The 16,272-nt window shown below is 49.5% G+C and carries 18 protein-coding genes and 1 riboswitch; of the genes, 3 read left to right on the forward strand and 15 right to left on the reverse strand.

All coding sequences use genetic code 11. The features are described 5' to 3' along the window. Positions 1-103: 103 nt before the first annotated feature. The gene (locus DWX26_RS06345; RefSeq protein WP_022461844.1) at positions 104-337 is read left to right on the forward strand and encodes an HPr family phosphocarrier protein; all 234 of its coding nucleotides are present in this window, start codon (positions 104-106) and stop codon (positions 335-337) included. 133 nt (positions 338-470) lie between these two features. On the opposite strand, the gene thiI is transcribed toward DWX26_RS06345, so the two are convergent. The 10 genes from thiI to DWX26_RS06395 all read right to left on the reverse strand — a co-directional run bounded on the left by thiI (position 471) and on the right by DWX26_RS06395 (position 10,680). Beyond that, positions 471-1,649, reverse strand: a complete 1,179-nt coding sequence (gene thiI / locus DWX26_RS06350; protein WP_082424694.1) for a tRNA uracil 4-sulfurtransferase ThiI — start codon at positions 1,647-1,649, stop codon at positions 471-473. A 9-nt stretch (positions 1,650-1,658) separates the two neighbouring features. After that, on the reverse strand, positions 1,659-2,315 hold the full coding sequence (gene thyX, locus DWX26_RS06355) for an FAD-dependent thymidylate synthase (protein ID WP_022461846.1): 657 nt from the start codon (positions 2,313-2,315) through the stop codon (positions 1,659-1,661). A 16-nt stretch (positions 2,316-2,331) separates the two neighbouring features. After that, positions 2,332-3,486, reverse strand: coding sequence for a cysteine desulfurase family protein (locus DWX26_RS06360; protein ID WP_118601078.1), 1,155 nt, complete (start codon positions 3,484-3,486; stop codon positions 2,332-2,334). Next, entirely contained in the window at positions 3,486-4,238 is a 753-nt protein-coding gene (locus tag DWX26_RS06365) for a 16S rRNA (uracil(1498)-N(3))-methyltransferase (protein WP_022461848.1), read from the reverse strand. Before DWX26_RS06365 ends, DWX26_RS06360 begins: the two co-directional genes overlap by 1 nt. A gap of 42 nt (positions 4,239-4,280) precedes the next feature. Then, positions 4,281-5,237, reverse strand: a complete 957-nt coding sequence (prmA, locus tag DWX26_RS06370) for a 50S ribosomal protein L11 methyltransferase (RefSeq protein ID WP_022461849.1) — start codon at positions 5,235-5,237, stop codon at positions 4,281-4,283. A 112-nt stretch (positions 5,238-5,349) separates the two neighbouring features. After that, positions 5,350-6,711, reverse strand: coding sequence for an MFS transporter (locus DWX26_RS06375; protein WP_118601079.1), 1,362 nt, complete (start codon positions 6,709-6,711; stop codon positions 5,350-5,352). Positions 6,712-6,979: 268 nt separating this feature from the next. Next, entirely contained in the window at positions 6,980-7,849 is an 870-nt protein-coding gene (gene rfbD / locus DWX26_RS06380) for a dTDP-4-dehydrorhamnose reductase (RefSeq protein ID WP_022461851.1), read from the reverse strand. 180 nt (positions 7,850-8,029) lie between these two features. After that, entirely contained in the window at positions 8,030-8,920 is an 891-nt protein-coding gene (gene rfbA / locus DWX26_RS06385; RefSeq protein ID WP_022461852.1) for a glucose-1-phosphate thymidylyltransferase RfbA, read from the reverse strand. Between the two features lie 265 nt (positions 8,921-9,185). Further along, positions 9,186-10,409, reverse strand: coding sequence for a chloride channel protein (locus DWX26_RS06390; protein ID WP_055227751.1), 1,224 nt, complete (start codon positions 10,407-10,409; stop codon positions 9,186-9,188). A 37-nt stretch (positions 10,410-10,446) separates the two neighbouring features. Further along, a complete protein-coding gene (locus DWX26_RS06395; RefSeq protein WP_055220781.1) occupies positions 10,447-10,680 on the reverse strand; it encodes a hypothetical protein in 234 nt (77 codons plus the stop codon). 167 nt (positions 10,681-10,847) lie between these two features. On the opposite strand from DWX26_RS06395, the gene DWX26_RS06400 reads away from it, so the two are divergent. Continuing rightward, a complete protein-coding gene (locus DWX26_RS06400; RefSeq protein WP_118601080.1) occupies positions 10,848-11,276 on the forward strand; it encodes a hypothetical protein in 429 nt (142 codons plus the stop codon). A gap of 131 nt (positions 11,277-11,407) precedes the next feature. On the opposite strand, the gene DWX26_RS06405 is transcribed toward DWX26_RS06400, so the two are convergent. Continuing rightward, positions 11,408-12,052, reverse strand: a complete 645-nt coding sequence (locus DWX26_RS06405; protein WP_118601081.1) for a DUF4317 family protein — start codon at positions 12,050-12,052, stop codon at positions 11,408-11,410. An 87-nt stretch (positions 12,053-12,139) separates the two neighbouring features. Then, a complete protein-coding gene (locus DWX26_RS16650) occupies positions 12,140-12,298 on the reverse strand; it encodes a hypothetical protein (RefSeq protein ID WP_158565022.1) in 159 nt (52 codons plus the stop codon). 109 nt (positions 12,299-12,407) lie between these two features. Here DWX26_RS16650 and DWX26_RS06410 point away from each other — a divergent pair, with 109 nt between their 5' ends. Then, the gene (locus tag DWX26_RS06410; protein WP_118601082.1) at positions 12,408-13,325 is read left to right on the forward strand and encodes a metallophosphoesterase family protein; all 918 of its coding nucleotides are present in this window, start codon (positions 12,408-12,410) and stop codon (positions 13,323-13,325) included. A 148-nt stretch (positions 13,326-13,473) separates the two neighbouring features. Here the strand turns inward: DWX26_RS06410 and dapB are convergent, their stop codons facing one another. From dapB to DWX26_RS06425, 3 genes are all read right to left on the reverse strand, one after another. After that, complete coding sequence (gene dapB, locus DWX26_RS06415; RefSeq protein ID WP_117510456.1) at positions 13,474-14,235, reverse strand: 4-hydroxy-tetrahydrodipicolinate reductase; 762 nt, start codon at positions 14,233-14,235, stop codon at positions 13,474-13,476. A 35-nt stretch (positions 14,236-14,270) separates the two neighbouring features. Continuing rightward, positions 14,271-15,161, reverse strand: a complete 891-nt coding sequence (gene dapA / locus DWX26_RS06420; RefSeq protein WP_022461866.1) for a 4-hydroxy-tetrahydrodipicolinate synthase — start codon at positions 15,159-15,161, stop codon at positions 14,271-14,273. Between the two features lie 151 nt (positions 15,162-15,312). Beyond that, positions 15,313-15,487, reverse strand: a riboswitch (Lysine riboswitch). 55 nt (positions 15,488-15,542) lie between these two features. Beyond that, positions 15,543-16,172, reverse strand: coding sequence for a single-stranded DNA-binding protein (locus DWX26_RS06425; protein ID WP_055220802.1), 630 nt, complete (start codon positions 16,170-16,172; stop codon positions 15,543-15,545). Positions 16,173-16,272: the final 100 nt, after the last annotated feature.

Consider the following 16,272-nt stretch of genomic DNA (forward strand, 5'->3'; position numbering starts at 1 on the left):
TTGTATGTTTTCGCATTGACTTTTTCCCCTCCAGACGGTAAGATAAAGCTGTTAAATGAGGGTAATAAATAATGTTAACCAAATAACAGGGAGGATTACAAACATGAAAACAGTACAGATTTCTCTTAATTCTATCGACAAAGTAAAATCTTTCGTCAACGACATTTCCAAATTCGATTTTGATTTCGATCTGGTATCCGGAAGATACGTGATCGACGCAAAATCCATCATGGGAATCTTCAGCCTCGACCTTTCCAAACCGATCGACCTGAACGTCCATGCTGATGGAGATGCTCTTCAGACCGTACTTGATGTTCTTGCTCCGTACATTGTATAATTACGATAGAACATAAGGGCCGCGCACTCGCCGCGGCTCTTTTTTTGTCTTTGTTTATCATCAGGACCGGATCTTGTTTTTCAGAACCCCCAAAACAAGATCCGGCCTTTTTGTTCTTTAAAGCAAGTTTTCCTTAGCAGACCTCGATCGTCTCTGCGGTAGAAACTGCGCGTTCCATCATCTCGTCGATCACGTCGTCCAGATGGCGCTCGGAGCATTTGATGACATTCAGGTTCGGTTTTGTCACCGGATGCTTTGCAACGAAGATCGTGCAGCAGTCCTCATACGGCAGAACAGATGTCTCGTACGTACCGATTTTTTCGGAAATATCGACGATCTCCTGTTTGTCGAAACCGATCAGCGGACGGAAGACCGGCATGGTGCAGACTTCGTTGGTAACGGCGAGGGAATGCATCGTCTGGCTTGCCACCTGTCCGATACTCTCTCCGGTGATCAGGCCAAGGCATTTGTCCTGACGTGCAAACGCTTCTGCGATCTTCATCATATAACGGCGCATGATGATGGTCAGCTCGTCGTGCGGGCATTTTTCGTAGATTGCAAGCTGGATCTCGGTGAAGTTGACCACATGCAGACGGATCGGGCCGCTGTAGCGTGCAACGAGTTTTGCAAGATCCACAACCTTCTGTTTGGCTCTCTCGCTGGTGTACGGCGGAGCGTGGAAGTAAACGGCATCAATCTTAACACCGCGTTTTGCGATCATGTATCCGGCAACCGGACTGTCGATACCGCCGGAAAGCAGCAGCATGGCCTGTCCGTTTGTGCCGACCGGCATACCGCCAGGGCCTGCGATGCTCTCGCAGTACAGATAAATCTTCTGACGCAGCTCGACGTTCAGATAGATATCCGGCTCGTGAACGTCTACTTTGAGGTTCGGGCAGACATCGAGGATGCGGCCGCCCAGCTCGCAGTTGACTTCCATTGTGTGCATCGGATAGTTTTTGTTCGCACGGCGTGCGCATACCTTAAAGGTTTTCTCCTCGGTCGGGTACAGCTCTTTCACGTAGGAAACCACTGCCTCTGCCAGATCTTCAAAGCCGGTGTCCTCTAAAATGACAACCGGGCAGATCTCGGCGATACCGAAAACTCTTGTCAGCGCATCGACAGCGCCCTCGTAATCAAAGTCTCCTTCGGTGTTGACATAGATTCGTCCCATCTCACGGGTGACCTGGAAATTTCCGTCTACCGGGGCAAGCGCGTGCTCCATCTGTACGCAGAGCGCTTTCTCGAACAGATGACGGTTCTTTCCTTTAATGCCGATCTCGGCATATTTTACCAGAAATGCTTTGTACATCATCGTTTTTTATTCTCCTTTTTTCTCAGCCAGATCGCGGAAGAACAGAGGATATTCCTCAGAAAATTTCTTCAGGATCAGGTCAGATACCTGACGCATCTGCGGATGTGCGGCGTTGGCGCTTCGAAGCCGGATAAAGTGGCGCCACTCTCTTAAGTTCATGGTCATGACGATCTCGGTTTTCAGGGAGTTCGGAAGAATGCTTCTTGCCTCCTCCGGCTTTGCTCCGAGTTCGAGCATCTGGAAGTAATACTGCTCTGCAGCTTCCATTGCTTTCTGCCATACCTCGTATTTTTTACGGTCGTTCTCGTCGTCCAGATCATAGGAAAATCCGGTTGCCAGATCGATACAGGTGATCTGGTTTCCAAATTTATCTTTCGAATAGTTGCAGTAGCGGGTGCTCTCCTGGCTGTAGCTTGCGATACGGTGGCGGACGATCTCATGGGTCACGCCGCGGTCGCACGTTACTTTTACGGTGATGGAGCCGTGCTCAATGACGGATTCATGGCCGCGTTTGATGATGCCTGCGATGAATTTCTCTGCAGTGCCTTCTCCAATGCGCTCCTCGCTCTTGTAGCAGACTCTTCCGATTTTCTCGATCCGGCGCAGCATATCCTCGTAGGATTCGGTGCTCAGGATTTCAATTTCCGGCTGTATTGTAATCATAATTTTCCTCTTTCTATTATTTCCTGGTAAATCTGCGCAGCATCGGCAGTACCTCGCGCAGCGTATCCAGGGTGTAATCAATCTGTTCCAGTGTCGTAAATTCGCTGAAGCTGAACCGCACGGCAGACTCCATCTCGGCTTTCGATGCGCCGATGGCAGTCAGCGTCGGGCTTCCGGCTCTCTTGTGTGATGAGCAGGCGCTTCCGGCGGAAACGTAGATCTGGCGGTCCTCCATCGTGTGCAGCAGCACTTCACTACGCACATTTAAGAACGATGCATTGACAATCTGCGGCGCACCCTCTTCTTCCGGCATGCCATGGATGACCACATCGTCCAGCTCCCGCAAGCCTTCGATCAGACGGTGTTTACAGGCACGCATCTGCGCGGTCTGCTCGTCAAAATGCCTGTAAACGATCTCAGCGGATTTCGCAAGGCCTGCGATGCCCGGCACATTGTCGGTTCCGGAACGCATGCCGTTCTGCTGGCCGCCGCCTAAGATCAGCGGACGGATTTTTACTTTCTCATCAATATATAAAAAGCCGCTTCCCTTCGGTCCGTGGATCTTGTGGCCGCTCACGGAGAGCATGTCGATGCCCATCCGTTTCGGATAAATCCGGTATTTGCCGAACGCCTGGATCGCATCGACATGAAAATACGTTTTCGGATTTTTCGCCTTGATTCTGCGTCCGATCTCCCCGATTGGCTCAACAGAACCGATCTCATTGTTGACATACATAATCGAAACGAGAATCGTCTCCGGCGTGATCGCTTCTTCGAGTTCGTTCACATCCACAAGGCCTTCTTTATTTACCGGCAGGCGCGTAATACGGAATCCCTGCTCCTCCAGAAATGCCAGCGGTGCCGACACGGCCGGGTGCTCGATCGCGCTTGTGATGATGTGGTTTCCCGTTCTCTTATTTGCCATTGCTGTTCCGACGAGCGCCCAGTTGTCGGACTCTGTGCCACCGGAGGTAAAGAAAATTTCTTTTTCTTTGACTTTCAGAATCTTTGCCAGCGTTTCCTGGGCGGTTCTGATATATTGTTCTGCTTCTACCCCTTTTTGATGCATCGCAGACGGATTTCCATAATGATTTACCATCAGATCACAGACGAGATCTGCGGTTTCCTGATAAACACAGGTGGTTGCGGAATTGTCCAGATATGCTTCCATTATCTTGTTCGTTCCCTTCCTTCTAAAAGATACACCAGAATGGAAAGCACGGTCATTCCGGCCGTTTCCGTGCGCAGAATGCGCTTTCCGAGCGTAATCGGCTCTACCTTTTCCTTCATGGCCATTTCCACTTCCGCTTCGTCGATGCCGCCCTCCGGTCCGATCAGGATCGCAATAGATTCACCCGGTTCAATGGATTCCAGAATTCTTCTCGTTCCTTCCATCCCCTCTGCGTTCTCATACGGCATCAGGCGAACGTCTGATTCTGCCATCATTGCAAGCGCCTGCTGAAATGTAACAGGCATGTGTACCGTCGGAATCTGCATCCGTTTGGACTGCTTTGCCGCACCAAGCGCGATCGTCTGCCAACGCTCTGCTTTCTTTTCCGCCTTTTTCCGGTCCAGCTTCACAACGCAGCGTTTCATCTCCACCGGAACAATTTCCGTCGCACCAAGTTCCACTGCTTTTTGGATGATCAGTTCCATTTTGTCACCTTTTGGCAGACCCTGAAACAGTACAATTCCGGACGGGAGTTCTCTGTCTGCTGCTGTGACTTCTTCTACTGCGGCAAGAACCTCACCTTCCGGGAAATCCGAAACGGCACAATGATATTCCTTTTCGCCTCCGGTACTGACCAGTATTTTTTCGCCCGGCCGCATGCGGAGCACATTTTTGATGTGATTAACGTCACTGCCCGTGATGTGGACAGTGCCGTCATAAATCTGACTTTCTTCTACAAAAAAACGGTACATGAATCTGTTCTCTTTCTCTTCTGGTGTTTCGCTTTTCTTAATTTACATCGGTTTTCTTGCTGTAACAGAAACCCATTCGCCCTGATGTGTAACTTCAACTACTTCAAGTCCCGCTGCAACGACTGCCTCTTTGACAACTTCCTCTTTCACATCGAGAATGCCGGATGTGATATAAACAGCGCCCGGCTTCATCTGGTGTACGATTACCGGCGTCAGCGGAACGAGAACATCTGCAAGAATATTGGCGGTAACGATATCGTATTTCTCGTATCCGACTCTGTCCTGTACTTCTTTGTCATCAATGATATTTCCGATCATCATATCAAAAGCTTCTACCGGAATTCCATTGACTTCTTTGTTTTCCTCAACCGCAGGAACCGCACACGGATCGAGGTCTGTTCCGACCGCATGACGCGCACCAAGCTTCAGTGCAATAATCGAAAGAATACCGCTTCCGGTTCCGACATCAAGCAGCTCGGTATCCTTTGTCACATATTTCTTTAACTGACGGATGCAAAGCTGTGTTGTCTCATGCATACCCGTTCCAAAGGCTGTGCCCGGATCGATATGGATGATCATTTTATCCCGGTCTTCCGGCTTTACTTCCTCCCAGGACGGGATGATCAGAATGTCGTCCACATAGAACTGTTTGAAATACTGTTTCCAGTTGTTGATCCAGTCCTTGTCCTCTGTCTCAGACTCTGTGATGGTGCACTCTCCAAGGTCCAGGAACTCCTGCATTTCTGCAAGTGCCGCGCGGACATCTGCAAGAACCTTCTCCTTGTCCTCATCCACATCGAGGTAAAAATTCAGGTAGGCAATGCCATCGTCATCCGGAATATCCGGCATGATATCCACGAACATCTGCTGTTTGTCGCTCTCGGTCAAAGGCTGTTTGTCCTGAATTTCCACGCCTTCGATTCCCACATCGGCCAGAGTGGAGATCACAATGTCTTCCACTTCCGATCTTGTTTTTAATGTAAATTTATTCCATTTCATTGTTTAAACTCCTTTTTGCGCTTCTCTTTTCCATACGTGCAAAGAAAACCACATTTATCATACACGATATCGTTCCTGTTGTAAATGTTATTTTCGGCTTTTACGGCCCGTCTCAATCCGAAATCTTTGTCAGAAAGCCATCTTTTTTCGCCTTCTGATAACGCCATACCAGCCCGAGTGTGGATAAAATGCGAACCCCAAGATCTATCAGATTGAACCGGTACAGTGCCGTAAGGTCTGCCCCAAGTGCCGTATACAGACGGACACCGAGCAGCGGCAGAACACTGTTGGTCAGCGTTGTAATCATCGTAAAGAGGCTGATCAAAAGCGAACGGTTCTTTTCCGGCGCGGCATTTAAGAGAATCTGTATCGTACAAAGTGCAACGGCACACTGCGGAGCATTCAGAACCGTCATCAAAACAATAAAAGCAACCCCGCGGTACGCCAGGGGCAGATGAGGAGCCAGAATCATGATAACCGGGCAGAAGCAAAGACCGATCCCGGCGAAAATCAGTGCAAAATCCGGCGATTTTTTCCGGACAACCTTCGCGATTATTCCAACTGCCGCAAGCTGACCGATATTGAAAACACCGTTGCAGATGGAAAGTGTCATCTCCGACATTTTACAGTATTTGACCTGTCCTAAATACCACATGCTCCAGTCAAGCTGCCAGGTGATATAGAAAAAGACCACCGGCACGAAAAACCAGCGCAATGCTTTATTTTTCCCCACGCTTGTGATCGCCTCCAGCAGATCAGAAACAGAAAAACGTGAGGATGCCTTCCCTGCTTCTGCCGGAGCTTTGCCCTCCTCCTGCTGTTTCACCGGAATTTTTTTGATTGCAGCGGCCTGCAACAGAACGCAGACAGCACACAGATAAAAGAAGCTTCGGAGTACCAGAAGTTTTCCATCGGCCGTGTGGCATCTTCCCATCAGAATCCCGCAGATCACCGGTGCAAGAATGCCAATCACAAACATGAACTGATTCCGAAAGGCATAGACATCATTTCGCTGCCGCAGCGAAACCGCAGCACCGAACATCGCCTGCCACTGCGCATTGTAGATGGCAAGTGCACCCGCAGTAAATGCCAGCGATACAAAAAACAGATCCATACGTCTCTCGCCGAGTACCGGTACACTGCCAAGAAATGCATAACCGGCACACATCATAAGAAGCGTAAGCAGCGGTATCGTCTTTGTCGACTTCAGATGATCCGCCAGAATTCCAAGCGGCAGCAATGCTGCACACGCTACAATGTTCGGCACCATCTGGATAATGCCGATCTGACTGTCGGTTGCACCCATGTTTGTCGCATACAGATTCAGACCGAAACCGTTAATCGATGTGATATATTGCAGAAATACACCCTCGACGGCAAACAGCAGCATGATCTGCGCAGATGGCGGCATCTTTTTTGCCCGGTAAAACAGACTCTTTTTCATTGCTTCATCCCCCATGCCTTCTTTTGTCATCTTCACGTTCCTGCCCCCTGCCGGATACGTAAAGATTCTGCTTTCATAATGGCAATTGCATGTTCAAATGTCAACAGAAATACCCGGATCCAATGTGAGAATTTTAACGGCATTTTCTGTCAATATTCACAAAAGAAAAAAGGGCATTCTCCCTGTTGAATGCATGGGTTTTGCATAAGAAAAAGGAGCCCCCGTTTTACCTGGGGCTCCGCCTATTGGAAATGTTTATAGCAATCTCAGAAACTTGCGTTATTTTCGGGGTTTGCTATCAGAATTCGATCTCGCGCAGATATCTGTGCAGCGCATCCTGCCAGGTCGGCAGTTTTTCGAATCCGTTCTCGGTCAGTTTCTCTTTGCTCATGCGGCTGTTGGACGGACGTTTTGCTTTTGCCGGGTACTGGTCAGAGCTTACCGGTGATACACTTACTTTTCCGTAAGCCGGATCGATCTCAGCGGCCTGTTTGAAAATCTCGCAGGCGAACTCATACCAGGAGCAGAGTCCCTCGTTTGTTGCATGGTAGCGGCCGTAGTTCTCTTTCTCTGCCATGTCGACAAGCAGGCGGGACAGGTCGTAGGTGTAGGTCGGGCTTCCTACCTGATCATCTACAACAGTCAGATGATCGTGTGTCTTTCCAAGGTTCAGCATGGTCTTGATGAAGTTCTTTCCGTTCACGCCGAATACCCATGCGATGCGGACGATGTAGAATTTTTTCACCCATTTCTCTACCGCGAGCTCTCCCTCGTATTTCGTCTGGCCGTATACGTTCAGCGGATGACGCTCATCATCCGGCTCCCACGGGCGGGTACCCTGGCCGTCGAATACGTAGTCGGTGGAGATGTAGATCATTTTGCAGTCAAGGTCATGGCAGACTTTTGCGATGTTCTCGGTTCCGACTGCATTGACCTGATGTACTTTTTCCTTTTTGTCATCATCCTCAGCAAGGTCTACAGCGGTCCATGCTGCACAGTGGATTACGACATCCGGGTTTGCTTCGGTAATGACTTTTCTTACGCTTTCTGCATCGGTGATATCCATTTCTTCAATATCAACGCCGATTCCTTCATGACCGCGTTTTGCAAGTTCATTCATGACGTCATGGCCGAGCTGGCCTTTTACACCTGTTACAAATACTCTCATAATGGTTCTCCTTTTTTCTGATTTTGTTATCGTTATGTTTTGTCTGTCTCTTGTTTTTCAGTCTGATTTTCTGTTTGTACCATGAGTATAAAGGATGACGTTATGTCATGGTCAAGCATTTTTTTCAAAAACTGCCCCGGATTTTTCTTCCGGGGCAGTTTTCTTCAACGCTGTTCGCTTTTATTTGTCGATATATTTTCCGTTCATCACATCCATCAGATACTGGCCGTACTGATTTTTCTTCAGTGGCTCGATGTCGGTCAGAAGCTGGTCTTTGCCGATCCAGCCGTTCAGGTAACCGATCTCCTCGAGGCACGCAATCTTGCGGTGCTGATGGGTCTCGATGGTTTTTACGAAGTTGGTTGCCTCTACCAGGCTCTCATGTGTACCGGTATCCAGCCAGGTGAAGCCCTGTCCGAGAAGCTCAACGTTCAGGCTGCCGTCTTCCAGATAGATCCGGTTCAGGTCGGTGATCTCAAGCTCTCCGCGCGGTGACGGTTTCAGGTTCTTTGCATACTCTACGACTTTGTTGTCATAGAAATACAGACCTGTAACACAATAGTTTGATTTCGGTTTCTCCGGTTTCTCTTCGATGGAGATGGCTTTTCCCTCGGAGTCAAATTCTACGATTCCGAAACGCTCCGGATCATCTACATAATAGCCGAATACGGTTGCGCCTTTTCCGGTCTCAGCGTTTTCTACTGCTGCTTTCAGGCGTTTGTTCAGACCGTGTCCGAAGAAGATGTTGTCGCCGAGCACCATGGCAACGGAATCATCCCCGATGAACTCCTCGCCGATGATGAAGGCCTGTGCCAGTCCGTCCGGGCTTGGCTGTACCTTGTAGGAAAGCTGTACACCGAACTGATGGCCGTCACCGAGCAGTGCCTCGAAACGCGGGGTGTCCTGCGGGGTGGAGATGATCAGGATGTCGCGGATGCCTGCATTCATAAGAACAGACAGCGGATAATAGATCATCGGCTTGTCATAGATCGGGAGAAGCTGTTTCGATGTTACCATAGTTAACGGATAAAGACGTGTGCCGGAACCTCCGGCAAGTACGATACCTTTCATAATTCGTTACTCCTTTTTCGTATATGATACCTCTAGTATAACCTCATTCCCGGAAACGCGTCAACCCGTATCGTAACGTAACCGTTACTGTTCACTCAGCAGTGAAACACTTGCTGTTTCGCTGCGTAAGAACATGTTTCAGGTGTGAGCAACCCTCCTTTTGCGAAGCAAAACTTTAAATGAAGGTTGCGAATGTTACAGTTCGCTGGGCACCAGTGAACTGTAACACGTAACGGTGTGTGATAACTTTGTGACGTTTCTGTTATCAGCAGCTGTATTTCGTCAGTTTCTGGCGGGAATAGATCGAGCTGTTGCGGTTGAATACGTAGGCCGCGGTGCAGACAATAAAGAAATATGGCAGATAATCGTAGCCAAAAATCTCGCCGCCGATGAAAATAGCCGCCAGTAAGGTATTGGTTCCGCCACCGAAAACCGCCGCATAGCCAAGCGCCGCGGAAAGCTCCACCGGAATACCGAACAGATTGCCAAGGACTGCTCCCAGGGTTGCTCCGATGGTAAACAGCGGTGTTACCTCGCCGCCCTGAAACCCGGCGGACAGTGTCAGAATTGTCAGGATAAATTTCAGCGCCCAGTCATATGCATATACCTTTTCCCCATGAAATACCGCTTCCACCAGATTCGTTCCAAAGCCGCAATACCGTCCTCGGTACAGAAGCAGGAACAGAATGCTAAGGATAACACCGATGGAGAAAACACGTACCAGCGGATTTTTGATTTTTTCGCCGAGATATTTTTTCGTGTGCTTTAAGCACCAGGCGAAGAGGCCGCCTGTGATTCCAAAAATAATACCAAGTGTAATCAGACGCACCAGCAGGAACGGTGTCAGGCTTTCGCTGATGTGGACAGCCAGATTTTCTTTGCGGATTCCAAGCAGGGAAGCTACAGCGCTCGCAGAGAAAGATGCGGTAAACGCCGGAAGCAGTGCCTCGTACCGCATTTCACCCGCAGCGAGCACCTCTACCGCAAAGATCACAGCTGCAATCGGCGTTCCGAACATGCCCGCAAAGCCGGCGGCCATACCGGTTACCAGAAAGATACCGGGCGCGTTTTTAAACGGTAATTTTTTGCCGGCAAAATAGGAAAACACAGCACCGATCTGAACGGCAACGCCCTCCCTGCCGGCACTTCCACCGAACAGATGCGTCAACGCCGTTGAGAGCATTGCCAGCGGAATCATGCGAAGCGGAAGCTCTGTCTCCTCCTCATACGCTACATCAAAAATCAGACTCATGCCTCCTTTTCCCCTGCCACCGAATTTCTGATTGACTGCCACGATCACAAGACCTGCCATAGCGAGAAACGGCAGACACCAGAAAAGATGTGCCACGCGAACAGCCGTGACTTTCAAAAGCAGACGGCAGAACAGCGCCTCAATCAGACCGACTGCCGCACCGAGCGGAACGCCGGTCACACCGAGCAGCAGCAGGGCGCCGTAGGTGCGAAGGGATTTCTTCAGTTCTTCTTTCATTCTCTTTCTCTCCTTTTCGAATTCTGCTGTTATCATATCACGAAGCGGACAGATTGTGAACTATGGATACCTTTTCCTCCATACTCTTTGCCAGTGCATCGGCAAATTTTTCCTGCATCCGGATTACTTCTGTCATCTCCTGCTCCGTAAACTGCGCCGCAGCTTCCTCCTCGGACTGAAACAGCGGAAGAACCAGCTCTCTCGCATACTGTTTTCCCGTTTCAGTCAGACTGATGATTTTTTCCCGCCGGTTTGCCGGATTGACTTCCATTTCGATATATCCTGTTTTCGTTTTTAGTCCGTTTTCGTACTTTTTGTTTTAGTGTTTTTTTCTTCCTTTGTCAAGATTTCCAAAAGCCTCTTTTTTCCGTATATTTTCCGGCATTTTTCAAATACTAGCAACTGTCCAGACACTGTTAGGGAAAGGAGATTTTGAAGATGAGAAAAATCAGAAGAGTGTATATGACGCTGGCATTGGCGGTATTACTGGCCGGGATGACGGCCTGTGGAAACAACACCACGAATGACACCGGAAATGGCAATACCAACACGGAGAGCGACATGGGACAGACGGATAACAGAAACGATGTCAATACGACAGAGATGCCGTCAAACGACAATGTAAATGATGTGACGGAGGGCACCGATGGGAATGCCAACGGTACGAACGGTACAAATACCGGGGATAGAAATACCCTTGGAGATGATGTCGGCGACGCCGCTGAAGATGTGACCCGTGGTGTCGGTAAGGGCGTTGAGGATGTCGGCCGCGCGGTGGACGATGTGGTAAGCGGCGGCGACAATGAGACGCAGAATCCGCAGGAAAACGGAGCAACTACACAGAATGGAGCGGGGATGGCACAGTAAATATGCACTTCTGCTGCTCCCGTATCTAAAAAACTTCCCTTGGCGAACGATATATGCAGGTTCGCCGGGAAGTTTTTTTACTGCCAGGCACATCAGCACCTGGTTTGATCCGTCACTTTTGATTTTTTCTTTTACAGACCGCATCTGAATTTTCTGCCCTTCGCGCCAAGAATGCTGGCCATCTGATCGCCCCACGCTGCACGCTCTGCATAAATATCAACCCGTTCCAGATCTCCGCTCCGGTCCACAAAGGCAGGGAACAGGAATCCACAGATAGGATTTCCCGGCTCGTATTCTCCAACCAGCGGGCAGACAGCGCAGATCAGATAGGGGAACATCTCCTCGGATTCCCCCAGGCGCTCTTTATCGGAAGCCCTTGCAGGAATATCATACCGGTCATAAAACATGTAAATGGCATAAGCCCCGTGAATCTGCAATCCTTCAATCAGGATATCATAGAACGTTTCCAACAGCGCATCGTTCTTCAGTCCGCATTCCCGCAGCGCCATCAGCATCTGCCAGATACTGCCCGGCCCCTGGGATGTTTCCGGAAAACGGTATTCCCGCAGCTTCTCATTCGATTCCGCAAACGGAATTTTCTTGGCAATCGCCAGATTCCTGGCCTTTTCCGAACCGGACAGTTTCAGAAAATGAATGTTGAAACTGCCGTCATACTCCCCATCCGAATCCGTATAGCAACCCGCCATCCGCACAAACGAAGTCCGCGCCGGCGTCATCCTCCTCGTCAGCTCCAGCATGTCTTCCCGATTAATCATACATTCCCTCCGACAGTAAAGATATTCGAAACTCTCTGCCTTTGATCTTATCATAACATGCTTTTTCTGTCAGCAGGTTTTTCGGAATCAGATGGGATACTTATTGACCAGCTTCTTAAATTCCGCCACAGACACTGCCATACAGTCGGCGGCATCCTGAATGCTGATCGTTCCTTTTTTTAATAAATTTGATAACACCTCAAGTTTGCCTTTTTCAATGCCTTCCGTTTTGCTGTCTTCCATCATTTCATCAATTGCCTGGCTTATATTTTTATAAATTGCGTTCCTTCTCACCATTTGATAAAATCAAGACAGTATCTCGCATTTTATGATTTTGACATAGAAAGGAAAACACATGAAATTAGCAGTAATCAGTGATCTTCATGGGAATTATTATGCACTCTCGGCGGTGATGGAGTTTCTTCGCAGGCAGCAAATTGACGGTATCATCGGGCTGGGGGATTTTGTGACGGATGGGCCGTTTCCGCAGAGGATGATGGGGGTGCTCCGCGAAATGCAGGAGGAGTTTCCGTGCTATCTGGTGCGCGGCAACCGGGAGGAATATCTGCTTGAGAATCTCTGGCAGCCGCAGAACTGGAAGGCGGGTTCTTCGACGAGCGGGCTTCTGGATTACACGTTTCGGAATCTTACCGATCAGGATCTAAAATTTTTTGAGCAGCTGCCGACAGACGGTGTTCTGATTGGAAAGCTGGATGAAGCCGGGAAACTGGTTCCCGTTTTTGTGCCGCAGGAAGAAGTTACACCGGACACCTGCCGTGAATCCCTTTTCCCGGCACTTCGGCTCTGCCACGGCGCACCTGGTGAAATCCGAGGGAATTTCGGGCTGCATCCGGAGCACCTGCTTTCTCATCTGGAAAATCTCGATGCCTCCATCCTGCTTGGCGGCCACAGCCACAAGCAGGAACAGAAAGAATACGCAGGAAAAACGTATCTGAATCCAGGATCCCTTGGGCTTGCGCTTGATGATGTCGGCGGCCATGCGCACTTCGCAATTCTGACGTTGGAAAACAGCACATGGCAGATCGAATGTTTTCAGATCCCCTATGATCTCGAGGGCTATCTCGCCGAGTTCGACCGTGCCGAACTGGAAACCCACGGCAGTGTACTTGCCCGCTCCTTAAAGCGGACGCTGACCTGCGGTATCAATTACTTTTATCTCACGGTAAAACGGGTGCGGGAACTTGCGGATGCACTGGCGCTGACTGATCTTGACGAAGAGCTCTGGGAAAAAGCGGAACGGGAGCTGAAATAGATTTTTTGACAGAGGAACGTATTCCTATTACGCTGCATAAGTGAAAAAACTCATTGGCTAAAACAGAAAAGCAGCTCGAAAGAAGGCAGGCTGTGCAACTGCACACAGCCTGCCTTCTTTTTTATCTTTTCTATTTCCTGCTTCTGCCTTACTTCGCGGCAATCACATCCTGCATATCATACATACCGGCTGGCTTTCCAGCCAGGAATTTTGCGGCCTCTACAGCACCTTTTCCAAAAACTCCCTTGGAATATGCCCTGTGGGACAGAGTAACAACTTCATCCGGTCCCGCGAAGATGACGTCGTGATCTCCGACGATGGTGCCGCCGCGTACAGCAGAGATTCCGATTTCTTTCGGGTCACGCTGCTCGTGGCGCTGGCTTCTGTCGTATACGTAGTGGTACTGGTTGTCCATTGCCGCGTTCAGGCTGTCTGCCAGGGCGATGGCGGTTCCGCTTGGAGCGTCGCATTTCAGTTTGTGGTGTTTCTCCACGATCTCCATATCAAAGCCTGCTTCGGCAAGCACTTTTGCAGCTGCCTGTACCAGTTTCATCAGCGTATTCACACCAAGGGACATATTTGCAGAGCGGAGAACCGGGATTTCTTTGCTGGTCTCCTGCACTTTTTTGAGCTGATCCTCGGTGAGGCCTGTGGTGCAGAGGACGAGTGGAAGTTTTTTCTCCTTGCAGGCATCGAGCAGTGCGTCGGCTGCCTTGTAGGAAGAAAAGTCAACGACTACGTCTGCCGGAACATCGCATTCTGCCAGGCTTTTGAATACCGGATAATCGTTCTGGCCGTTGTCGTTCATATCGATTCCGGCTATGATTTCTGCATTTGCATCTTCTTTTACCAGGCCGGTGATGACCTGTCCCATATGGCCGTTGCAGCCATGCATAATAATTTTAACCATTGTCTTTTTCCTTCTTTACTTCGTGTATTCTTAACTTAAGCCAGTTTGATTCCAAAATCTTTCATAGCCTTTGCCAAGCGCTCCTGGTTCTGCGGCTCCATCTCGGTCAGCGGCAGACGAAGCGGTCCAACCTCTTTGCCCATCAGGTTCAGCGCTGCTTTTACCGGAATCGGGTTTACTTCGCAGAACAGCGCATCGATGAGCGGCAGTGCTCTCAGCTGGATTTCTCTGGATCCGGCCACATCGCCGTCGAGGAATTTCTGTACCATGTCGTGGGTCTCACGCGGTGCTACGTTGGAAAGAACGGAGATTACACCGCTTCCGCCAAGGGAAAGGATCGGCACAACCTGATCGTCGTTTCCGGAGTACAGATCGATCTTTCCATCGGTCAGCTGCATAATTTTTGCGACCTGGGAAATGTTTCCGGAAGCCTCTTTGACTGCAACGATATTCTCAACGTTGTTGAACAGATAGACGATCGTTTCCGGTGCAATGTTTACGCCGGTTCTGCCCTGAATGTTGTAAAGGATGACCGGCACTTTGACGCTGTCTGCGATTGCGGTAAAGTGTGCAATCAGGCCCTTCTGTGTTGCTTTATTGTAATACGGAGAAACGAGAAGAAGTCCGTCCACGCCGTATTTTTCTGCTTCCTGAGACAGATAAATTGCTGTCTCCGTGCTGTTGGAGCCGGTTCCTGCAATTACCGGGATTCTGTGATTTACTTTTTCCACGGTATATTTGATGGCATCCAGATGCTCCTCATGGGACAGGGTCGAAGCCTCACCGGTGGTTCCGCAGATAACGATGGCGTCGGTTCCGCCGGCGATCTGCTCCTCAATCAGTTCTCCGAGTTTTTCGTAATTCACTTCCTGTGTTTCGGTCATCGGTGTGATAATTGCAACAGCTGCACCTTTAAAAATAGACATTCTCTTTTCCTCCTGTATGTTGTGTCAGATAAAACCATAAGAAATCAGTCGCCGGAGCTTATCTCCCACGGAAAATTTCACTTTCCGTTAAAAAAAGAGGCGCCTCATCCCAGATAAGATCGCCTCCAAATTCACACATACGCAGTATCTATGATCAGATAGCTCTCCATCTCTCGATGACAGTCGCAGATTTTTTCAACCTGCGCCCAGGAGCATACCGGTTCAGCGCCGGATGTCCTTCGGCATTCTTCCCTTTTCCTCTTCTTCTTTTGCTGCTGAGGCATCCGAAAAGGTACTCTTGAAGTAATGCGACCTCTATCCACTTCAGTTCTGCTTTTACTATAGCATCATTAAATTTTCTTGTCAACAGCGGATCGCGCTTTAACTCTCACTATATTCCAGCTTGCTCACCGAAACCTCATATGCGGTCCGCTTTTCCATTTCCGTCTCGCTCAGCCGCTTCATATATTCCCGGCTCTGGATCCGTCCCCAGATGAGAACGTGGCCGCCCACGGCAAACGCAGAGGCATACCGCGCATTCCGTCCCCAGCAGATGCACGGGATATAATCTGATTTTCCATACGGACGGTTGACCGCGATCAGAAGGTCGGCGATCTCTCTTCCCAGAGGTGTTTTCCGGTAGACCGGCGGTTTACATATGTATCCATCGAGGTAAATCTGGTTGGATTTGACGGAATCGTCCTCTTCCTCCACGAAGCTTAATTCCCGCGCAAATACGGAGAGTACCAGACGGTTCTTCTTCTCCTCGTGGCGGTTGTAGGACCGGAACTGACCGCTGATGCAGATCCACTCACCCTGGTAATCCTGTGATACGTCCACCAGCCGCTCGGAGACCATCACCGGAATGATGTCCTGCGATTCACTCAACCGCTTGACCATCACATCGACGAGGTAAAAGCCCTCTCCGAATACCTGATGGCTGAATGTAAACGGGGAGACAATCTCTCCCATGATAACCACCTGATTGTTTTCAATCATCTTGTCTGCCATAATGAAAATCCCCTTCCTTTGTCTTTTCTTTCTGAATATTGATTTCTGATCGGTACTTTGCTGATCTATAATCCTAATGTATGAACCACATTTCTTTTTC

Source organism: Blautia sp. AF19-1, assembly GCF_003479155.1.
Classification (GTDB): domain Bacteria; phylum Bacillota; class Clostridia; order Lachnospirales; family Lachnospiraceae; genus Fusicatenibacter; species Fusicatenibacter saccharivorans.

Coding starts and splice junctions, on each gene's coding strand:
- rfbD (WP_022461851.1), bottom strand. CDS start 7,849: ATGAGAGTATTTGTAACAGGTGTAAAAGGCCAGCTCGGCCATGACGTC.
- DWX26_RS16650 (WP_158565022.1), bottom strand. CDS start 12,298: ATGATGGAAGACAGCAAAACGGAAGGCATTGAAAAAGGCAAACTTGAG.
- DWX26_RS06395 (WP_055220781.1), bottom strand. CDS start 10,680: ATGGAAGTCAATCCGGCAAACCGGCGGGAAAAAATCATCAGTCTGACT.
- thyX (WP_022461846.1), bottom strand. CDS start 2,315: ATGATTACAATACAGCCGGAAATTGAAATCCTGAGCACCGAATCCTAC.
- DWX26_RS06400 (WP_118601080.1), top strand. CDS start 10,848: ATGAGAAAAATCAGAAGAGTGTATATGACGCTGGCATTGGCGGTATTA.
- dapB (WP_117510456.1), bottom strand. CDS start 14,235: ATGGTTAAAATTATTATGCATGGCTGCAACGGCCATATGGGACAGGTC.
- DWX26_RS06390 (WP_055227751.1), bottom strand. CDS start 10,409: ATGAAAGAAGAACTGAAGAAATCCCTTCGCACCTACGGCGCCCTGCTG.
- prmA (WP_022461849.1), bottom strand. CDS start 5,237: ATGAAATGGAATAAATTTACATTAAAAACAAGATCGGAAGTGGAAGAC.
- dapA (WP_022461866.1), bottom strand. CDS start 15,161: ATGTCTATTTTTAAAGGTGCAGCTGTTGCAATTATCACACCGATGACC.
- DWX26_RS06345 (WP_022461844.1), top strand. CDS start 104: ATGAAAACAGTACAGATTTCTCTTAATTCTATCGACAAAGTAAAATCT.
- DWX26_RS06365 (WP_022461848.1), bottom strand. CDS start 4,238: ATGTACCGTTTTTTTGTAGAAGAAAGTCAGATTTATGACGGCACTGTC.
- DWX26_RS06375 (WP_118601079.1), bottom strand. CDS start 6,711: ATGACAAAAGAAGGCATGGGGGATGAAGCAATGAAAAAGAGTCTGTTT.
- thiI (WP_082424694.1), bottom strand. CDS start 1,649: ATGTACAAAGCATTTCTGGTAAAATATGCCGAGATCGGCATTAAAGGA.
- DWX26_RS06360 (WP_118601078.1), bottom strand. CDS start 3,486: ATGGAAGCATATCTGGACAATTCCGCAACCACCTGTGTTTATCAGGAA.
- DWX26_RS06405 (WP_118601081.1), bottom strand. CDS start 12,052: ATGATTAATCGGGAAGACATGCTGGAGCTGACGAGGAGGATGACGCCG.
- DWX26_RS06425 (WP_055220802.1), bottom strand. CDS start 16,172: ATGGCAGACAAGATGATTGAAAACAATCAGGTGGTTATCATGGGAGAG.
- rfbA (WP_022461852.1), bottom strand. CDS start 8,920: ATGAAAGGTATCGTACTTGCCGGAGGTTCCGGCACACGTCTTTATCCG.
- DWX26_RS06410 (WP_118601082.1), top strand. CDS start 12,408: ATGAAATTAGCAGTAATCAGTGATCTTCATGGGAATTATTATGCACTC.